This is a genomic window from Nitrospira sp. CMX1 (genome assembly GCF_054902215.1).
In genome coordinates this window covers 1-15803 of record NZ_JBUBKD010000018.1, presented here as the reverse complement: position 1 = coordinate 15803, position 15803 = coordinate 1, and the positions used below count along the sequence as shown (strand labels likewise).

Annotated in this window: 13 protein-coding genes and 3 tRNA genes; 9 read left to right on the top strand and 7 right to left on the bottom strand. The window is 55.5% G+C overall.

Annotation, left to right across the window (positions count from 1 at the left end):
* Positions 1–72 precede the first annotated feature (72 nt).
* The 3 genes from ACYX34_RS05900 to ACYX34_RS05890 form a co-directional block, all read right to left on the bottom strand.
* The gene (locus tag ACYX34_RS05900; RefSeq protein ID WP_462075630.1) at positions 73–1596 is read right to left on the bottom strand and encodes a GldG family protein; all 1524 of its coding nucleotides are present in this window, start codon (positions 1594–1596) and stop codon (positions 73–75) included.
* On the bottom strand, positions 1593–2363 hold the full coding sequence (locus ACYX34_RS05895) for an ABC transporter permease (protein ID WP_462075629.1): 771 nt from the start codon (positions 2361–2363) through the stop codon (positions 1593–1595). The genes ACYX34_RS05900 and ACYX34_RS05895 overlap by 4 nt, the downstream gene beginning before the upstream one ends.
* A 320-nt stretch (positions 2364–2683) precedes the next feature.
* On the bottom strand, positions 2684–3670 hold the full coding sequence (locus tag ACYX34_RS05890; RefSeq protein ID WP_462075628.1) for an ABC transporter ATP-binding protein: 987 nt from the start codon (positions 3668–3670) through the stop codon (positions 2684–2686).
* Positions 3671–4138: 468 nt separating this feature from the next.
* Here ACYX34_RS05890 and ACYX34_RS05885 point away from each other — a divergent pair, with 468 nt between their 5' ends.
* From ACYX34_RS05885 to ACYX34_RS05875, 3 genes are all read left to right on the top strand, one after another.
* Positions 4139–4774, top strand: coding sequence for a septal ring lytic transglycosylase RlpA family protein (locus ACYX34_RS05885; RefSeq protein WP_462075627.1), 636 nt, complete (start codon positions 4139–4141; stop codon positions 4772–4774).
* Positions 4775–4996: 222 nt separating this feature from the next.
* Positions 4997–5209, top strand: a complete 213-nt coding sequence (locus tag ACYX34_RS05880) for a hypothetical protein (protein WP_462075626.1) — start codon at positions 4997–4999, stop codon at positions 5207–5209.
* A 43-nt stretch (positions 5210–5252) separates the two neighbouring features.
* Positions 5253–6083: a HEAT repeat domain-containing protein gene (locus ACYX34_RS05875; protein ID WP_462075625.1), complete on the top strand. Its 831-nt coding sequence runs from the start codon at positions 5253–5255 to the stop codon at positions 6081–6083.
* Between the two features lies 1 nt (position 6084).
* On the opposite strand, the gene ACYX34_RS05870 is transcribed toward ACYX34_RS05875, so the two are convergent.
* The 4 genes from ACYX34_RS05870 to ACYX34_RS05855 all read right to left on the bottom strand — a co-directional run bounded on the left by ACYX34_RS05870 (position 6085) and on the right by ACYX34_RS05855 (position 11004).
* Positions 6085–6540 carry a hypothetical protein gene (locus tag ACYX34_RS05870; RefSeq protein WP_462075624.1) on the bottom strand — a complete coding sequence of 152 codons (456 nt, stop codon included), beginning with the start codon at positions 6538–6540 and terminating at the stop codon, positions 6085–6087.
* 12 nt (positions 6541–6552) lie between these two features.
* The gene (locus ACYX34_RS05865; protein ID WP_462075623.1) at positions 6553–7962 is read right to left on the bottom strand and encodes a HEAT repeat domain-containing protein; all 1410 of its coding nucleotides are present in this window, start codon (positions 7960–7962) and stop codon (positions 6553–6555) included.
* A complete protein-coding gene (gene glgP, locus ACYX34_RS05860) occupies positions 7956–10103 on the bottom strand; it encodes an alpha-glucan family phosphorylase (protein WP_462075622.1) in 2148 nt (715 codons plus the stop codon). Before glgP ends, ACYX34_RS05865 begins: the two co-directional genes overlap by 7 nt.
* 64 nt (positions 10104–10167) lie before the next feature.
* Positions 10168–11004 carry a hypothetical protein gene (locus ACYX34_RS05855; protein WP_462075621.1) on the bottom strand — a complete coding sequence of 279 codons (837 nt, stop codon included), beginning with the start codon at positions 11002–11004 and terminating at the stop codon, positions 10168–10170.
* 267 nt (positions 11005–11271) lie between these two features.
* Here ACYX34_RS05855 and ACYX34_RS05850 point away from each other — a divergent pair, with 267 nt between their 5' ends.
* The 6 genes from ACYX34_RS05850 to ACYX34_RS05825 all read left to right on the top strand — a co-directional run bounded on the left by ACYX34_RS05850 (position 11272) and on the right by ACYX34_RS05825 (position 15641).
* Positions 11272–11802 (top strand): DUF4112 domain-containing protein, encoded by a 531-nt coding sequence (locus tag ACYX34_RS05850; RefSeq protein WP_462075620.1) that lies wholly within the window; start codon positions 11272–11274, stop codon positions 11800–11802.
* Between the two features lie 67 nt (positions 11803–11869).
* On the top strand, positions 11870–13891 hold the full coding sequence (locus ACYX34_RS05845; RefSeq protein WP_462075619.1) for an ATP-dependent helicase: 2022 nt from the start codon (positions 11870–11872) through the stop codon (positions 13889–13891).
* Between the two features lie 56 nt (positions 13892–13947).
* Positions 13948–14847 carry a hypothetical protein gene (locus tag ACYX34_RS05840; RefSeq protein ID WP_462075618.1) on the top strand — a complete coding sequence of 300 codons (900 nt, stop codon included), beginning with the start codon at positions 13948–13950 and terminating at the stop codon, positions 14845–14847.
* Between the two features lie 213 nt (positions 14848–15060).
* A tRNA-Tyr gene (locus ACYX34_RS05835) sits at positions 15061–15146 on the top strand.
* A gap of 261 nt (positions 15147–15407) precedes the next feature.
* Positions 15408–15482, top strand: a tRNA-Gly gene (locus ACYX34_RS05830).
* 83 nt (positions 15483–15565) lie between these two features.
* Positions 15566–15641, top strand: a tRNA-Thr gene (locus ACYX34_RS05825).
* Positions 15642–15803: the final 162 nt, after the last annotated feature.

Here is a 15803-nt window from a genome sequence, read left to right as displayed (position 1 = left end):
CTTCACTCGCTGTGGCCTTGCCGGACAGCCAATTTGACCATCCTACAGAGAAGAGGGTGAAAAGAAGATTCATCATAATCGTCGGCGTTTTTTCCACACAATGAGGCCGGTCAGGAAGATCATGAGCGGCAGTAAGATAACCTGGATGTAAATCAACGCACGTTCCTGCGTGGGATTGGGCGTGAAGGGGTGCAATGCCGGCTCTCTCGGTGCAATGGAGATCAAGTCTCGTTCCTCGGCCAACCAACCGGTCGTATGGAGGAAAAAGTCGCTGTTGCCTGGGAAATTGAAGAAGGCGTTGGAGGCGAAGGTCGAGTTGCCGATCACCACAATGGCGGGGCGAGGTTTGCCTTCCTTTGGGGCCTTCTTGGGCGACAGTGCTGCAGCCATAGGAAGAGGTCCCTTCACGTCTTCTTTTTCACTCAGGCTCACTACCCGGCCTTGCATGTTCGTTTCAGCCCAGCTGTTGGACGAGGTTCTGGCGAGTGGGACGAAGTCCCAGTCTTTGCCGATCTGCTCATCGAAGGTGATATGTCGTGACAGCGGCAACAGCACGGCCGAGGTGAGGTCTTGCGTGATCTCATGTTCCGTAAATGTTCTGACCAGCAGTGCGGTGAGGTCTCCCTGGGCTAACCGATCTTGAAGATCGACCAGGACACCGGGGCCCAGGCCCAGTCCCCAGCGGGTCAGCAGCGTTTCGAGCCCTGTCTGTGTATCGGGATCAGCCAGCAGCAATAGATGACCGCCCTTCTCAACATACGCGTGAATACGATCCTGCTCCTCCTTCATGACGGAACGACGTGGACCGGCGAGGACCAACACAGACGTATTGTCGGGCACGGTTGATTCTTTCAGGAGCGAGACAGTCCCAACATCATACCCTTGGCGAATCAAGGCTTCTTTCGCAATGAACAGACCATTCCGGTCTTTGTCCTCGACATTCAGCTCACTGTGGCCTTCAACGAAGACAATCCGCTTTTTCGAGTCCTTGGAGATCCGGATCAATGCGCCTGTCAGTTCGATTTCTGATGGGGACGTTACGCGGATCGTCTGTCCGTTGCTCTCGAAGATGGCCGTGTCAGTCCGAAAAATGCCGTATGTCTGGGCCACCTTCGGCTGCTTTTCCGGATCGATGAATTCCACACTCAGCTTGGTCGAGGCTTGCCGATAACTCTCTAAGCGTTCTTTGAAGGCCTGATAGCCGGGATCCTTTTCTCGTGTGAAGACGGTGATCTTGACGTCGCGTGGGAGGGTCCGAAGCACTCGATAGGTTTGAGGCGCAAGGGTGAAGTTCTGGTTTTCTGAGAGATCCCATCGGACTGAATGCCGTGATGCCAGAAAGTTCACGATCACCAGAATGCTCGTGAAGAGTATGATCATCAGAAAGCTGTTCAACCCCATCTTCGTTGAGCGTCGACCAGAGAAGGCCTTGACGGTCTCGAAATGGAGTGCAAAGAACGAGACCAGGCAGGCCAGCGCCAATCCTTCGGATATGGTCACGGCCCATAGCCAGTCCGGTCGAAGACTGTAGGCGATCATGCCACCGATGCCGAGCAGGACTCCCAGAATGCCGAGGGGAAAAGATTGGAGATTCATTTCCAGCGCGTCGATTCCACGACTCGATGTGTCAAGAACAGCATGAGCACGAGGCCGCTTCCGAAGTACACCAGGTCGCTCGTATCGATCAGCCCCCGAACGAGGCGGTCGTAGTGCTCCATGTAGGACACGTACGAGATGATATGACCCACGGTGGTATCCCCAAAGAGGCTGCCCAGCCCGGCGATCAACCAGACCGTGAGCAGCATGCCGAAGCTGATGAAGGCGGCGACGATTTGGTTCTCCGTGACTGCCGATGCGAATACGCCTACGGAAAGAAACAGGGCCCCCAGCAGCACCATGCCGAGATAGCCGGTCCAGATGGGATTCCAGTCAAAGTCGCTGAAGAGCATCAGCACGCTCGGGACCAGTACGGTGAGTCCCACCAGGCCAAGATAGATGACAAACACACTGACAAACTTGCCGACGACGATGTCATTGACCCTTAGCGGCGAGGTCAGCAAAAACTCGAACGTCCGCAACTTGCGTTCTTCTGCGAACAATCGCATGGTCAATATCGGCAAGATAATCAGGAGGACGATTCGCATGCTCGCAAAGAGATTTCGAAAGACCAGATCGTTTAGGTTAATCTGGGCCGGCCCACCTTGCATTTGCATCAATTGGATGGCCTGCGCGCCCGCGAATCCGACGTAGAGGTAGGACAGTAGCCCGAAAATCAGCAGAAAGACTGCTCCGACCACATAGACGATGGGCGAGACGAAATAGACGCGCAGCTCCTTGGCAATCATGGCCTGTACCGGGGTCATACAGCTCCTAATAGGATGCTGAAAAAGTCCGCCAGCGGCGTTCTCGCAAGATACAGCCGCCTCACCATCTCGGCGGCGTTCACAAGCGTGCCGCGCCTTATTCGGCGCGGCGTGAACCTCAGAGACTCAACGTACCGCCGGGATAACGCCTGTTCCGACAGGCAGTGGGTGGGCGGGTGAAAATGGATTACGCCTCGCCTCTTCACTTGCTGCGGCCTTGCTGGACAGCCTTTTTGAGTATCCTGAAGTGTTCTGGCATGAGCATCGTATGGAAACTTTCAGTCATAATGTTCGCATTAAACGAGTATTTCCGCAGCTTGCTATGTGTACGTCTTTCCCGCGGTAGCCATGCTCACGGTGGCCTCTGTTGTTTCGGTGGAGTGCTCTTCGTGACGTGTCAGCTGGAGGAAAACGTCTTCCAAGGTCATGGACACCGTCCGGAGTTCGAGTAGCCCCCATTGGTTCATCACGGCGACGCGTGCGAGTTCATCACGCAGGTCACGGCCCAACTCACATTCGATAAGGAAGGTGCCTCCTCCCTGTCCAGGAAGCACATGAAGAACACCTGGGATGGCCTGCAGTTTTGTCTCACAGTCCGCAGGGCGGGACTTCAGCGTCAGCGAGACCTTTTCCGATTGACGTAAACGCGCCGACAATTGCTCAGGGGTATCTTCCGCGACGATCCGACCCTTATTGATGATGACCACGCGCTGGCAGACGGCCGTCGCCTCGGGAAGGATATGGGTGCTGAGAATCACGGAATGCGAGCCGGCGAGGCTCTTGATGAGTTCCCGAATTTCAATGATCTGTTTCGGGTCAAGGCCCACGGTTGGCTCATCGAGAATCAGGACCGGAGGATCATGCAACAATGCCTGTGCCAGTCCCACGCGCTGCCGATAGCCACGGGAGAGGTTCCCAATCAGCCGGTGTCGCACAGCACCCAGCTCAAGCCGCCCGATGGATTGGTCGAGCGCCGAGGTGAGTCTTGGTCCTGCCATGCCACGGAGTTGTCCGACGAAGGTCAGATATTCCGTGACGGTCAGTTCCTGGTAGACCGGCGGTGTTTCCGGTAGATAACCGATCTGCCGCTTCACCTCCAAGGGTTGATCGGTACAGTCGAAACCCGCTATGCGTGCCGTGCCTTCCGTCGCCGGTATGAAACAGGTCAGAATCCGCATTGTGGTGGTCTTGCCGGCCCCGTTGGGGCCAAGAAAGGCCAGGACTTCCCCTTTGGCGACAGAAAAGGTAACGCGATCAATGGCCGTATGATGGCCGTATCGTTTTGTAATGTTGTGAACGTCAATCACGAAAGTGATGTCGGTGCGAACAGCTGTGGAGAATATGGAGCAGTACTGCTCTCAGACTAACAGCCCTTGTCGGGTGGATCTTACTCACTCCATCCGATGCAGTCAATATGGTGGCAGGATTCCGACTGGTGGACTTTCTCCGCAGGTCGAAAATAAGCGGGCTCGATGCGATGGCTGTCTCTCGGAATGCATTGAGAAATAAGGAACTCACTCAAGAAATGGAGGTGACACTCTTCCATCTTGTCATTCGCCTCAACCACCATCAGGTGTTGAACTTATAGCGTGCCTCGGTTATATAGGAGCTCCGTTCGATGGGTGATATAGGTACTTTTTTGAACAAGGATGAGCTATACGGAGGTGGGGGGAGAGGGGTACTCCCGTCGGTGTTGTCGAAGTGCCAAACCTTTCATACTCTGAGTCGATCGAAAATTCGGAGTACGTCAGCATTCAGAGGGAGGCAAGTCCAGTATGAGCACGGACGTTCCGCACAATCGGCTCTTCTCGAAGAGTTCTTTTGCCCTGGTGTTGTGTCTGTCGTTGGGGGCTTGCTCGTGGGTCCCCAAAGGGGAGGTGCAGCTGGATGTCGGGATTAAAGATCGCGGGGTCGCCTCCTGGTACGGTGAACAGTTTCATGGAAGGCAGGCCGCGAATGGCGAAATATTCGATATGGAAGGGTTGACGGCTGCGCATCGGACGATTCCGCTCGGGAGTGTGGTCCGCGTCGTCAATTTGTCGAATGGCAAACATCTCCATGTGCGGGTGACTGACCGAGGGCCTTATGAAAAGGGGCGGATTCTTGATCTCTCCCATAGGGCGGCCGTCCTTCTCGGAATGGAGCGTGAAGGGGTCGCACACGTGCAGCTAGAGGTTGTGGGTGAACGCCGTCCCGAGCTGCTGCTGCTCGCAGAGCAATTTACCGGGCCAATGTCATCCGTTCTTACCGGTCGAATGCTTCCAGTCGATCGGACATCACAGGGTATGACGTCTCAAGCACGAAATTCCCCTGGCGACCTCTGGATTGCGAGGAGGAACCGGTGGGCACTTGCCATCTTGTCTGTAGTAGATCCGATCCAAACTCCGGTTGCCTCATTGGTCCTTAGCTGAGCGCCGTGAGTTTATTTCCTCGTGATGTCGGTAGGCGCTCATCAAGAAGCAGAACTTGTAAATCCATCGGCTGATGTCCCCTCACAAAGACATGTCCATTTTGAGAGCATACCTACAGGCCCCATTCAGGTTGACAGTGCGTAAAGCTCTCCACTAGACTGCACTCTTTCTATAAGCCGAAGACCATCTATATGAATCGACATGAAGGGGAGGCATGAGTCGATGGCCAAGAAGCGCGCGCAAGAATCCGATGAAGCGAAATTAAAGAAGAAGATTGTCACAAAGGCGACCAATCACGGTAATCCTGAAGGGGATGCCGCTCTCCGCTCTTTGAAGAAACGGTTAAAGCGGGAGCAGCGCAAGAGGCGGGCCCTGGTGCAGCGAAAAAAACGGGCAGCCGGAAGCAAAGGCGCCGCTGTTCCCGCATCAGCATAATCGCTCTCGTGCAAGGTATTGTGTCAAGAGACTAATTGATTCCATGGATTCTAAGACAAAAGGCTCCCCAGTAGACATTAATCCCCTTAGCCAGCCAATTGGTGATGAACCGGTTGGTGGGACTACTGCTGAGCAGGTACAAACGGAATCTTTCGCTGTTGAGCCGCAAACGGCTGGCTTAGACTCGGCTGTACTGGAAGAAGAGCAGGTCAAGGACGAGATCGATATCCAGATCGATCTATTGGCAGACTCTGACTGGGTGGTTCGCCGCGAGGCCGTGATCACCCTCGGAGAAATGGGGGACGAGCGGTGTGTTGAACCATTGGCGCGTGCCTTGCGGGATGGTGATTGGCAGGTCCGTGAAGTCGCTATTGAGGCGATGGGTCAGGTGGGATCGCCTGCGGTTGAGACGTTGCTCAAGCTCCTCCGTGACTGGGAGGTGCGCAAGTATGCCATAGCGGCACTCGGGAAGATACGTGACGAGCGCGTGCTGGATCCCCTGATGCTTCAGCTTCGGAACGATGAGTTTAAAGACGATGCGATCGATGCCTTAGTTGCGTTGGGTGCACCATCCGTCGAGAAGCTCATTCCTGCCCTTCGTGATAAGGATGAAAACGTTCGGAAATGCGCCGTGCTTGCATTGGGACGGATTAAAAGTGCCGAGGCCATCGATCCTCTCATCCAGATGCTTGGAGATAAGGACTGGTTTACACGCTTGACGGCGGCTGCGGCATTGGAGTCAATTGGCGATGATCGCGGGCGTGAGGCGATCAAGCCGTTGCTCAAAGACTCTGATATGGTCGTGAAAATGCGGGTCGAGCGGATTTTGGCGAAGTGGAAGAAGCAGCCGACCTCAGAGTCTACCAACGCGTGAGCTATTTATTTAGCTGTTGATCCATCCGTTGCTGCAGTTCATCCATTCTCTTGAACGAGATCGGTTTCCCCGTCGTCAGTTCTAATTGCACGTCCCGTAGCGAATCAACGAGGTGGCGCAACGCCGCCGTGGTGTCGTCGGCCTTGGCTCCCTTAGTCATGGCCTCTAGTGCCTCGATCACTCCTGCCAGCTCCTTCACGGCTTCGCTATGATTCCGGTCGATCACGTATACCTTTGCCTGTAAGAAGCGGGACTTGGCTTCGACGAGTCCCTGACGACGACGAAGATCATGTTCGATGCTGAGCGTCGTATCCACAACATTTCTCGACACCTCTTTCAGCGATTGCTGGAGGTCGGAGACGGATTGCTGCAATGTGCCGACGGGTCGTTGCCCGACATAATACCCTGCTCCAAATGCGCCGACGAGAAGCAACAAGCTTGTGAGAAATTTGGCCATAGTGGTCCTGCGTTAGCGGCGTCGGGTTGGTGCAGGGTGCTTGCCTAACTGCTGAAGAAGGCTGTTCGCCGCCGCGATGCGTACTGCCTCATCCGTATCGCGTAACCCTTGTACCAAAATAGGGACGGCTCCGTCGTTGCTTTTTCGCAATGCCTTGGCAGCCATCAACCGCGGGAGTGGCTGTTGGTCTAACAACAGCGATTGCAATATTGTGAGCGCCTGCTCATCCCGTGAGGCACTCACAGCTTGGGCTGCTGCACCTCGAATAGATGGATCGGGATGTCGAGCTAGCTCAGCTGCCAGGGCGATGGCTGAGGCATCGTCAAGGCGAAGCAATCCTTCTGCAGCACTTGCACGCACATGGGCATCGGGATCGCGAGTCAGTGCCAAGAGCAGCGGTCGGTTATCCTTGATGCCGAGTTTCCCAAGGCTTGCCGCTGCGACGCCGCGAATCATTGCGATTTCGTCTCCAATGGCATGTGTCAGCGGAGCCGCACCATCGGGAGAACCAAATTCTCCTAGCGCACCGGCAGCAAAGGCGCGGACTGATGGATCGGGATCGTAGACGGCTTGTGCCAGGACGGCGAGACTTGCTGGGCGTTTGAGTCGCCCCAAGACACCCAATGCCGCCATCCTGGATTCCGCGTCCGGTAACGTTGCGGCACTGGTAATCTCAGCCAGTCGTTCTGAATGGCCCAACATGACCAAGGCTGCGGAAGCAAAAATGGACTCGGGACCATCTTCAGTACGAGCCACGTCAATCAATTGTTGTCGAACGTCGGCGGCTTGTGCTCCTCCAAGCGCGGTCATCGCGGCGATGCGGACGGTCGGCATCTCATCCCGCAACGCGCGGCGTAAGGCGCCGGACCTCGGGGCAAGGCCGGCTTTCCCAATCGCTTCGACGGCTCGTGCTCGTACGACGACGGAGGGATCCAGCAATCCGTCCTCTAGAACGGCTGCAGTTTCCGGTAGCCCTAAGTCTGCGAGGGCCGAGTAAGCGGCTATGCGGATATGCTCCTTTCGATCTCGCACGTGGCTCGTAATCACTCCAAGTGCCAATGGGCGAAGAAGCACCGCATCGTGAGATTGCCCAGACTGGGACAGTTTGGAATAGATGGAGAGGGCCTCGTCTGTTCGTCCAAGGCGGAGGTAGCTCTGCAGGGCAAGGCGGAGGAATTCTCTGGAAGGTATCACGTCTTGCGGAAGGCTTCGGTAGAGCGCTGTGACTTCCGGGTAATCACCTGCCTTGAAGAGCGCGGCAGCTTTCGATTCGGTTGGAGAAGGTGTCCCTGTCGCTGCGGCAACGACAGCCGGTCCAACAAGAAACACAACTAGTCCAACCATCGCAAGCGCGACGGTGGTCAGATGAAGGGGAAGCGTGTGCAGCAGACCGCGGTCCGGTTGCTCAAACCGAATTACCATGTCGCGGGCATACGCACCGTAGCGGCGCGGTACATGAGGCTGACGTAATCCTTCAACATGCGTGTGGTGCAGAACTGAGGCGCGGTGGTGCGAATACATTCTTTCACCATTTGGAGCCAGCCGCGCGGAATACCGTCTCGATCGCGTTGATAGAACAGCGGGACGACTTCCTGTTCCAAGAGGCGATAGAGCTGTTCCGCATCGTGATGATCTTGAGCCTGCACATCCGCTTGCTGACTCAGCGGTTGGATGCCCCATCCATTAGCTCCGTTGTACCCTTCAACCCACCACCCATCTAAGACGCTCAGGTTCAGCACCCCGTTCAGGGCGGCTTTCATGCCGCTGGTACCGCTGGCTTCCAAAGGAAAGCGAGGAGTATTCAGCCAAATGTCGACGCCTTGGACGAGGTACTTTGCCATATGCATTTCGTAATCTTCAAGGAATGCCACGCGACCGCCGAGCTTATGATCGTGGCAGAACGACAGCACTTCATGGATGAAGTACCGGCCTGGCTCATCGGCGGGGTGGGCTTTGCCCGCGAAAATCAGTTGGACTGGACGCCATCGGTCTTGGAGCAGCGCTTTGAGCCGCTCGAGATCTCGGAAAAGCAGCGTCGCGCGTTTGTAAGTTGCGAACCGGCGGGCGAATCCGATTGTCAACGCCTCAGGGTCCATGAGGGTTCCACGTGTGAGCACTTGCGAAGGTTGGAGATGCCCATGCATCCAGCCGGCTCTGGCCCGCTCGCGGATAAATCCCATCAACTTCCGTTTCATCGCTTGGCGAACCGCCCACAGTTCATGGTCAGGAACATCCATCACCCGTTGCCACATGGCGGGGTCGTCGCAGGTTTGTGTCCAGGTCGGGCTGAGTGATTTGCTGTAGAGGTGGTGGAGTTCCGGTGAAATCCAGGTTGGTGCATGAATGCCGTTTGTGACGCTTCGGATCGGGATTTGATCGATCGGCAATCCAGGCCAGAAGTGTTGCCACATCTCGCGCGTGACGCGGCCATGCTCCCGACTGACGCCGTTGACATGGGCGGAGAGGCGCATGACCAATGCCGTCATGTTGAATCCACCGTGCGATTCGGGAGCTTCACCCAGGCGCAGAAATTCGTCGCGCGAAAGACCCAGTTGCTCCCAGTACCCGGAAAAGTAGCGGTCCATCAAATGATGGGGGAAGACGTCGTGTCCAGCTGGGACAGGGGTGTGTGTAGTAAACACCGTGCTTTGCCGAACGATCTCACTTGCTTCCGCGTGGGATGAGCCCTTTTGCACCAACTCGCGCATCCGCTCCAAGGTCAGGAAGGCCGAGTGCCCCTCATTGGCATGCCACACGGTCGGAGAGATCCCGAGCGAACGCAACATGCGCACGCCCCCGATTCCCAACAGAACTTCCTGGCAGATCCGCATTTCTTGATCTCCGCCATAGAGTCGGGCTGAGAGCGCGCGGTCTTCAGGGCTGTTCTCGGGTACGTCTGTATCGATGAGAAACAGCGTGATCCTGCCCACCAGCAGTTTCCAGACTGCCGCGGTCACGCGCCGATTGCCCATGTCGACGGTAAACCGGCAGGGTTCTCCGGACGGAGTCTGGGCCAAATGGATTGGTGACTCATCACGGTTAAAGGGTGCGTAGGCGGCTTCTTGCCAGCCCTCGGGTGTAATGCGCTGACGGAAATAGCCTTGGGGGTACATGAATCCAACGCCGACGAACGGTAGCCCAAGATCACTCGCTTCTTTACAATGGTCTCCGGCTAATATTCCTAACCCGCCGCTATAAATCGGCACGGAGGCGTGCAGCCCAAACTCGGCCGAAAAGTACGCGATGGTCTTCTTTGCCAAGTCGGCATGGTGAGTACCGGTCCAACTTTTCTTATTGGCTAGGTATTCATCGAACAGGCGAAAAACGGCTGAATATTGGCGAAGAAATGAGGGATCCTCAGCCAGGCGGGTCAGCCGGTCCGGCTGGATATCGGCGAGAAGTTTGACGGGATTATGGTTTGTCAGGAACCACAGAGTTGGATCAATGGTTTCAAACAATTGGCGAGCTTCCAGCGTCCAGCTCCACCAGAGATTTCGTGCCAGCTCGGGGAGACGATGCAAGTTCTGGGGGAGCGCACTCTTCGTCGAGTTTGTAGAATCCACAAACACTCCTTTGGTCAAAGGCGAGCAATGTGTATGAGCAATGACGGGCAGCTACCGGTGGGAATTAGGCGTGCCCTGCCTTATGCCACGTGGCCCACTCTTTAGAGAATGCCACGGAGGCATACCGTTCGCCAAGGATTTTTGCGACACGGTTTAAGAGTTTGGTGAGTTGCTGCAGCTCGGAAGCGGTGAGATCCTCGCGGAACCGAGGGTGAAGCCCCCAGCGGGTTTCGACTTCCTCGCCAGATACGCTCGACATGAGGCTGACGAGCTTGATCTCTTGACCAGTTGATGGTCTCTGTTCGGTCGAGCGTGCATTCACTGGAGAGCTCGGCGGCGCCGCTTCCCGAACAGGCGGCGCCTGTCCTTGTAGCACGGCGCTGAGCGCCGGGACCACTGCGCTGGCGCAGAGTGATGCTGCCGCGCTCAGCTGTGCGTTGCGTGGTGCGCCGAGTGCCTCAGCCACGTTCTCACCGAAGGTGCGGAACATCTCATTTTTGGTCTTGGAGTCTTCGGTGATCAGGAATTTGTAGTGCTCGTAGGTCTGGCGACTCTCGGCCACGGTGGTGCCGATCGTCATCACAATTTCCATCTGATCCGCATTGTTGCCGAAGGCCGGTTCCAGCGCCTGTTTCAACTGTTGCGTCACGGCATCTTCGAGCCCGTTCATGAATTCCAGCTGATCTTTCAGCGGAACATGCAACGCGACCAAGCGGTCCGTGAGGTTGAACATGATCTTGAGGAACTCCAGGTAGATACCCCACTCATCCTGACGCTTGAGCTTCAGCGCCTGTTCAGGGGCATTGCGTTTCATCATGGTGACCGATTCGCCCGACACGGCGAGCATGAGTTCAGCCAATTGGCGCAGGCGTTCTTTGTATTCAGTGGTTGCTGTAGCCATGGGCCTTCCAACTCAACGCCGGATTATAGCGGAGATATGCGTGGGGAGCAAAGAGGTGGAACTCTTGATCCATTGCCTAGGGGCTCTACCCGAGTTCAGCGGGCACGGCACCAAGTCAATGTAGCGGGCAGTATGTTCCGGTCAATATGCTCCGGTCAATCGGTTGCTTGAGAGACAGTGCTTCATGAATATGGAGAAGTGGGATACATTGCCCATACCTCGTCCCTTCCGATAAAGTGAGCGCGCCGCTGTCGAATGGTTCTTCGAATGGAACTCAGTTCAGTGCGAAATACAGAGTTGGAGCCACGGATCACAGTCTTGCCACGTGATGAGGCGCGCGAACATCTGCTGTCAATCGCGGATATTCTGGCCAAGGTGCTGGATGCGTCGATCAGAATTCCTGGGACGTCGTGGTCGATTGGATTGGATCCGCTGCTCGGACTGATTCCTGGGATCGGTGATGTCATTGCCAATCTGATCGGGACGGTGATCCTTGGTATCGCGACACGGCTTCAGGTGCCACGCATTGTGCTGACTCGTATGAGTCTCAATCTGTTGATTAATGGGACGGTCGGGGCCATTCCAATTGTCGGAGATCTCTTCTCGGTCTGGTTTCGGAGTCACGTAAGAAATGCCTCTCTGCTCCGCGAAGCAGCCCGCAAGCCGGATCGCGAGACCCATGTCGACTGGTTCTATGTTGTCGGAATCATCGGCGGGACGGTGGCGATCTTGTTGCTTATGATCGCTTTCATCATCTGGTTGGTTTACAAACTCTGGACAGCGGTCTCGGGCGGATAGGAAAGCGCAGGTGGGTGTGGTATACAACGACCTTTCCTGAGCGGATATTTTCGGTACGCGCATTTCCATGGAACGAGAAGTCAAAACCTACGTGTTGAAACGGCCGACTGAGGAAGCCGTGCCGCGCAAGTTGTCCATCGATTTTGCGGCTGCGCTGAACCCTCAGCAGCTGGCTGCGGTGACGGCTGGCGAAGGGCCTTCGCTGGTCATTGCGGGAGCCGGCAGCGGTAAGACACGCACGCTGGTCTATCGTGTAGCCTATCTGATCGATTCCGGCGTGGATCCGTCGAATATTCTGCTGCTCACGTTCACCCGGAAATCTTCGCAGGAGATGTTGGAACGGGCCAGTGATCTGATTGGGACGAGTAGCCATCGGGTCTGCGGCGGCACATTCCACTCAGTGGCAAATCTGTTGCTGCGGCGGTACGGCCGATCGATCGGAGTCGAGCCGGGGTTCACAATTTTGGATCGTGGTGACGCCGAGGACCTCATCGCGTTGGTGCGGTCACAGCTCGGACTGAACGAAAAAGACAAGCGCTTCCCCCGCAAGGGGACGATCATGGAGATGATCAGTAAGAGCGCGAATACGTTGCGCAGTCTCGATGAGATCATTCTGGGAGAGTTCAGCCATTTTGCGGATCACTCGGAGGATCTGGGGCGGCTCGCGAAGGCCTATGAGGCGGCGAAGCGGCAAAAGCAACTCTTGGACTATGACGACCTGCTGGTCATGCTGCGACAGCTGCTCTTGTTCGATGAGGCGGCTCGCACGAACATTTCACGTCAGTATCGCTATATCCTCGTGGACGAATATCAAGACACGAATCGGTTGCAAGCGGAGGTCATCCGTCAGTTGGCGACGACACATCAGAATGTCATGGTGGTCGGCGATGATTCGCAGTCCATCTACGCGTTTCGGGGCGCGACGTTTAAGAACATCATGGAGTTTCCTGAACTGTTCCCCTGCACGACCGTCTATAAGCTGGAAGAAAACTATCGCAGTACTCAGCCGATTTTGAACTTAGCCAACTGCATTATCGAGGAAGCGACCGAGAAGTATACGAAGCGCCTCTTCACGAGAAAGATCGATGGGCCGCTGCCGGCTCTGGTGGAGGCCGCAGGGGAAAATGCCCAATCGCGGTTCATCGCGCAGAAGATTCTTGAGCTACGTGAAGAAGGGGTGCCGCTGAGTGAGGTGGCGGTGCTGTTCCGTTCCAGTTTTCATTCCTTTGACTTGGAAATCGAGCTCTCCCGCAAGGGGTTGCCCTTTATCAAGCGCGGGGGGGTGAAGTTTATCGAGACCGCTCATGTCAAAGATTTGCTCGCGCATGTGCGAGTCGTCGCGAACCCACTCGATACGGTGAGCTGGCACCGTGTGCTGCTGTTGGTGGAAGGGATAGGGCCGAAGAAGGCGCAGGACTTACTCGCAGCAATTGTGAAGGCTGAGCGGCCATTTGACGTGCTGCGTGGAGTGAATGGTCGTTCCGGACAGGGACTCAAGGCTTTAGCGAATACACTGGAGAGCCTGGCTGGATCGGATGATCGGCAGCCGGCTGAGCACGTCAATCATATCTACGAGTACTATCTGCCGATTCTCAAGGATCACTACGACGACTATCCGAAACGCACGAGGGATTTGGATCATCTCCACACGATCGCCGAGGGCTATCACGGTATCGATGAATTTCTGGCTGACCTCGCGCTGGAACCGCCGGATGGGAGTGCCGTGGGTGTGGAGGAATCTGACCGTGATGATGAGCGGATGGTGCTCTCGACGATCCATTCTGCGAAAGGACTGGAATGGCAGTGTGTCTTTGTTATTTGGGTCGTCGACGGTAGGTTTCCGTCCGCCTATTCGTTTCTCACCGATGAGGAGCTGGAGGAGGAGCGACGTCTGTTCTATGTGGCCGTCACGCGAGCCAAGCGGCATTTGTTTTTGACCTATCCCATTAACGTGTACGATAGGACGAGTGGGATGTTGCTCTCCAAACCCTCTCGATTTCTCGATCATGTCTCTTCTGACCTGCTGGACACGCTTGCCCTTGTTGAAGAAGGTGGAGGAGACTGGGGAATGGTACACGATTCCTATTGATGGGCACTTCTTGTTGATGGCCGTTGGTTGTCCTTCCCGTGCGTATGAAATACTTCATGATTCGGTTCCTCCTGCTGTGGTGCTGTTGGTGGTGGGGGGCGACTGTTCTCGCGAAAGCGGCGAACAGGCCTCATACCGAACAGGAGAGTGCAAGCCAGTCTTGGGCGCGTCTTCTGGTAGAAGCAGAACGATTGCACTTGCCGACGAAGTTCCTGCAGGTGCTCCCACCGGACTTTATCCGTTTTGAGTTCGATGATCTTCGAACCTATGCCGCTGAGTATCATCCCGGTGAGCACCGGATGCTTCTCAATCGAACGGTGTCGCTCAATGCTGCGGGGAGAGTGCTTAAGCCGCTTGGTAGGATGACGCACAAGGAGCTGGAGGTGTTGTACCATGAACTGTTTCATGCCTACATGGATTACCTCACGGCCAAAAGCATCCAACTCGGTGAGGCCGAGCGCCACTCCGAAACGCTCGTGCGTTTTGCGAAAATACAGCAGGCGTGTCGATATGGAGAGGTCATGATTGCTCCAATTGTTCAACGTATGGACGAAGTGGAGTCACGGTATTTGACGGAGGCGGAATCATGGGAAGCATTGAATGAAACCTGGGCGGTCTTTGTCGGCTGGGTCATATGGAGTCAGCTGGAAATGCAACAGCAGACAGGGAGGTCTGTAGTTCTTGGGCAACGGAAGGCGCAGCAATGGATTGATCGGTTCAAGGCAGCCTTTGAGAAGGGCGAGTTTCGTGGGTACTATGTTCCGGTAGATCCAGATGAACGACGTCTTGCGCAGAAACGATACTTGGCTAAATCTTCACAGCTCTCGTTGGAAGAGGCCCTTGTCCTTATGGAACAAGTGTTTGGTTTTTCGGATGATTTTGTTAAGATGGTCGACGCGTCATTTGGTCCACCCTGGCGATCTACCTGTATGGATGTGAAACCGCGTGCAAACTAAAAACGCCCGAGGTCAAATTCTCCTCTTGACATAATGAAAGTTCGTCAATAGAATCCGGCATTTCGTAATCTAGCCTGTCCGAGCACTTCAAGGAATCAATCTGTATTGAAGATTGAGGCAGAGGGTTGTGCACGGATAGGCCTATGTGTCTTTGTTGAGCGGTTCGTTATTTCGCGCTACGCAGTTTGGTGTGATCGATCGATGAATCATCGCGGGCAGGTACCCAAGTGGCCAAAGGGGGCAGACTGTAAATCTGCTGGCTTATGTCTTCCAAGGTTCGAATCCTTGCCTGCCCACCATAGCGGTGCTTGCTCGGCCGCGAGTGCGAGAGCGCATGGGCATGCGAACAGGTGAGCATCCTGAGTGTTAGTGGGTCTGAGTTTTTTTGATTGAGTGGGCGAGTTGGATAAGCGTTTTTCATGTTTTCGAGTGAGTGGGTTGAGGTGGGAAGTATCTTGGCAGGGGCGTGAAGCGGGCGAGTCGTGAGTGCTGAGTTCTGAGTGCGATAGGCATCAGGATCAATGGCTCAGCACTGAGCACTCAGGACTATGCGGGAAGACGCGGGCGTAGCTCAGTGGTAGAGTTCCAGCCTTCCAAGCTGGCTGTCGTGGGTTCAAATCCCATCGCCCGCTCCAGAAAAGACGTGAAGCGCTGAGAGTGCCGAATGTCGCCGAAATGTGCTTCACGGATACCGGGCGACGTGAGACGAAGTCGAGAGGCCCACGTAGCTCAGTTGGCAGAGCACGTCCTTGGTAAGGACGAGGTCACGCGTTCGATCCGCGTCGTGGGCTCCATGTAGGTTTGGGTTACATCGGTGAATGGAGTGGATTGCTCGACCTGACGTATTGCCCAACTGTATGGGATGGTGAGATGAAGCCCTCTGGGGTTTAGACAAAGGAGTTAGGGTATGGCGAAGGCGAAATACGAGCGGAAGAAGCCGCACGTGAACATTGGGA

Bases quoted from the DNA above. Each gene is read 5' to 3' on its own strand.
- ACYX34_RS05900 (WP_462075630.1), bottom strand. From the start codon at position 1,596: ATGAATCTCCAATCTTTTCCCCTCGGCATTCTGGGAGTCCTGCTCGGC.
- ACYX34_RS05895 (WP_462075629.1), bottom strand. From the start codon at position 2,363: ATGACCCCGGTACAGGCCATGATTGCCAAGGAGCTGCGCGTCTATTTC.
- ACYX34_RS05885 (WP_462075627.1), top strand. From the start codon at position 4,139: ATGAGCACGGACGTTCCGCACAATCGGCTCTTCTCGAAGAGTTCTTTT.
- ACYX34_RS05880 (WP_462075626.1), top strand. From the start codon at position 4,997: ATGGCCAAGAAGCGCGCGCAAGAATCCGATGAAGCGAAATTAAAGAAG.
- ACYX34_RS05875 (WP_462075625.1), top strand. From the start codon at position 5,253: ATGGATTCTAAGACAAAAGGCTCCCCAGTAGACATTAATCCCCTTAGC.
- ACYX34_RS05870 (WP_462075624.1), bottom strand. From the start codon at position 6,540: ATGGCCAAATTTCTCACAAGCTTGTTGCTTCTCGTCGGCGCATTTGGA.
- ACYX34_RS05865 (WP_462075623.1), bottom strand. From the start codon at position 7,962: ATGGTAATTCGGTTTGAGCAACCGGACCGCGGTCTGCTGCACACGCTT.
- ACYX34_RS05855 (WP_462075621.1), bottom strand. From the start codon at position 11,004: ATGGCTACAGCAACCACTGAATACAAAGAACGCCTGCGCCAATTGGCT.
- ACYX34_RS05850 (WP_462075620.1), top strand. From the start codon at position 11,272: ATGGAACTCAGTTCAGTGCGAAATACAGAGTTGGAGCCACGGATCACA.
- ACYX34_RS05845 (WP_462075619.1), top strand. From the start codon at position 11,870: ATGGAACGAGAAGTCAAAACCTACGTGTTGAAACGGCCGACTGAGGAA.
- ACYX34_RS05840 (WP_462075618.1), top strand. From the start codon at position 13,948: ATGATTCGGTTCCTCCTGCTGTGGTGCTGTTGGTGGTGGGGGGCGACT.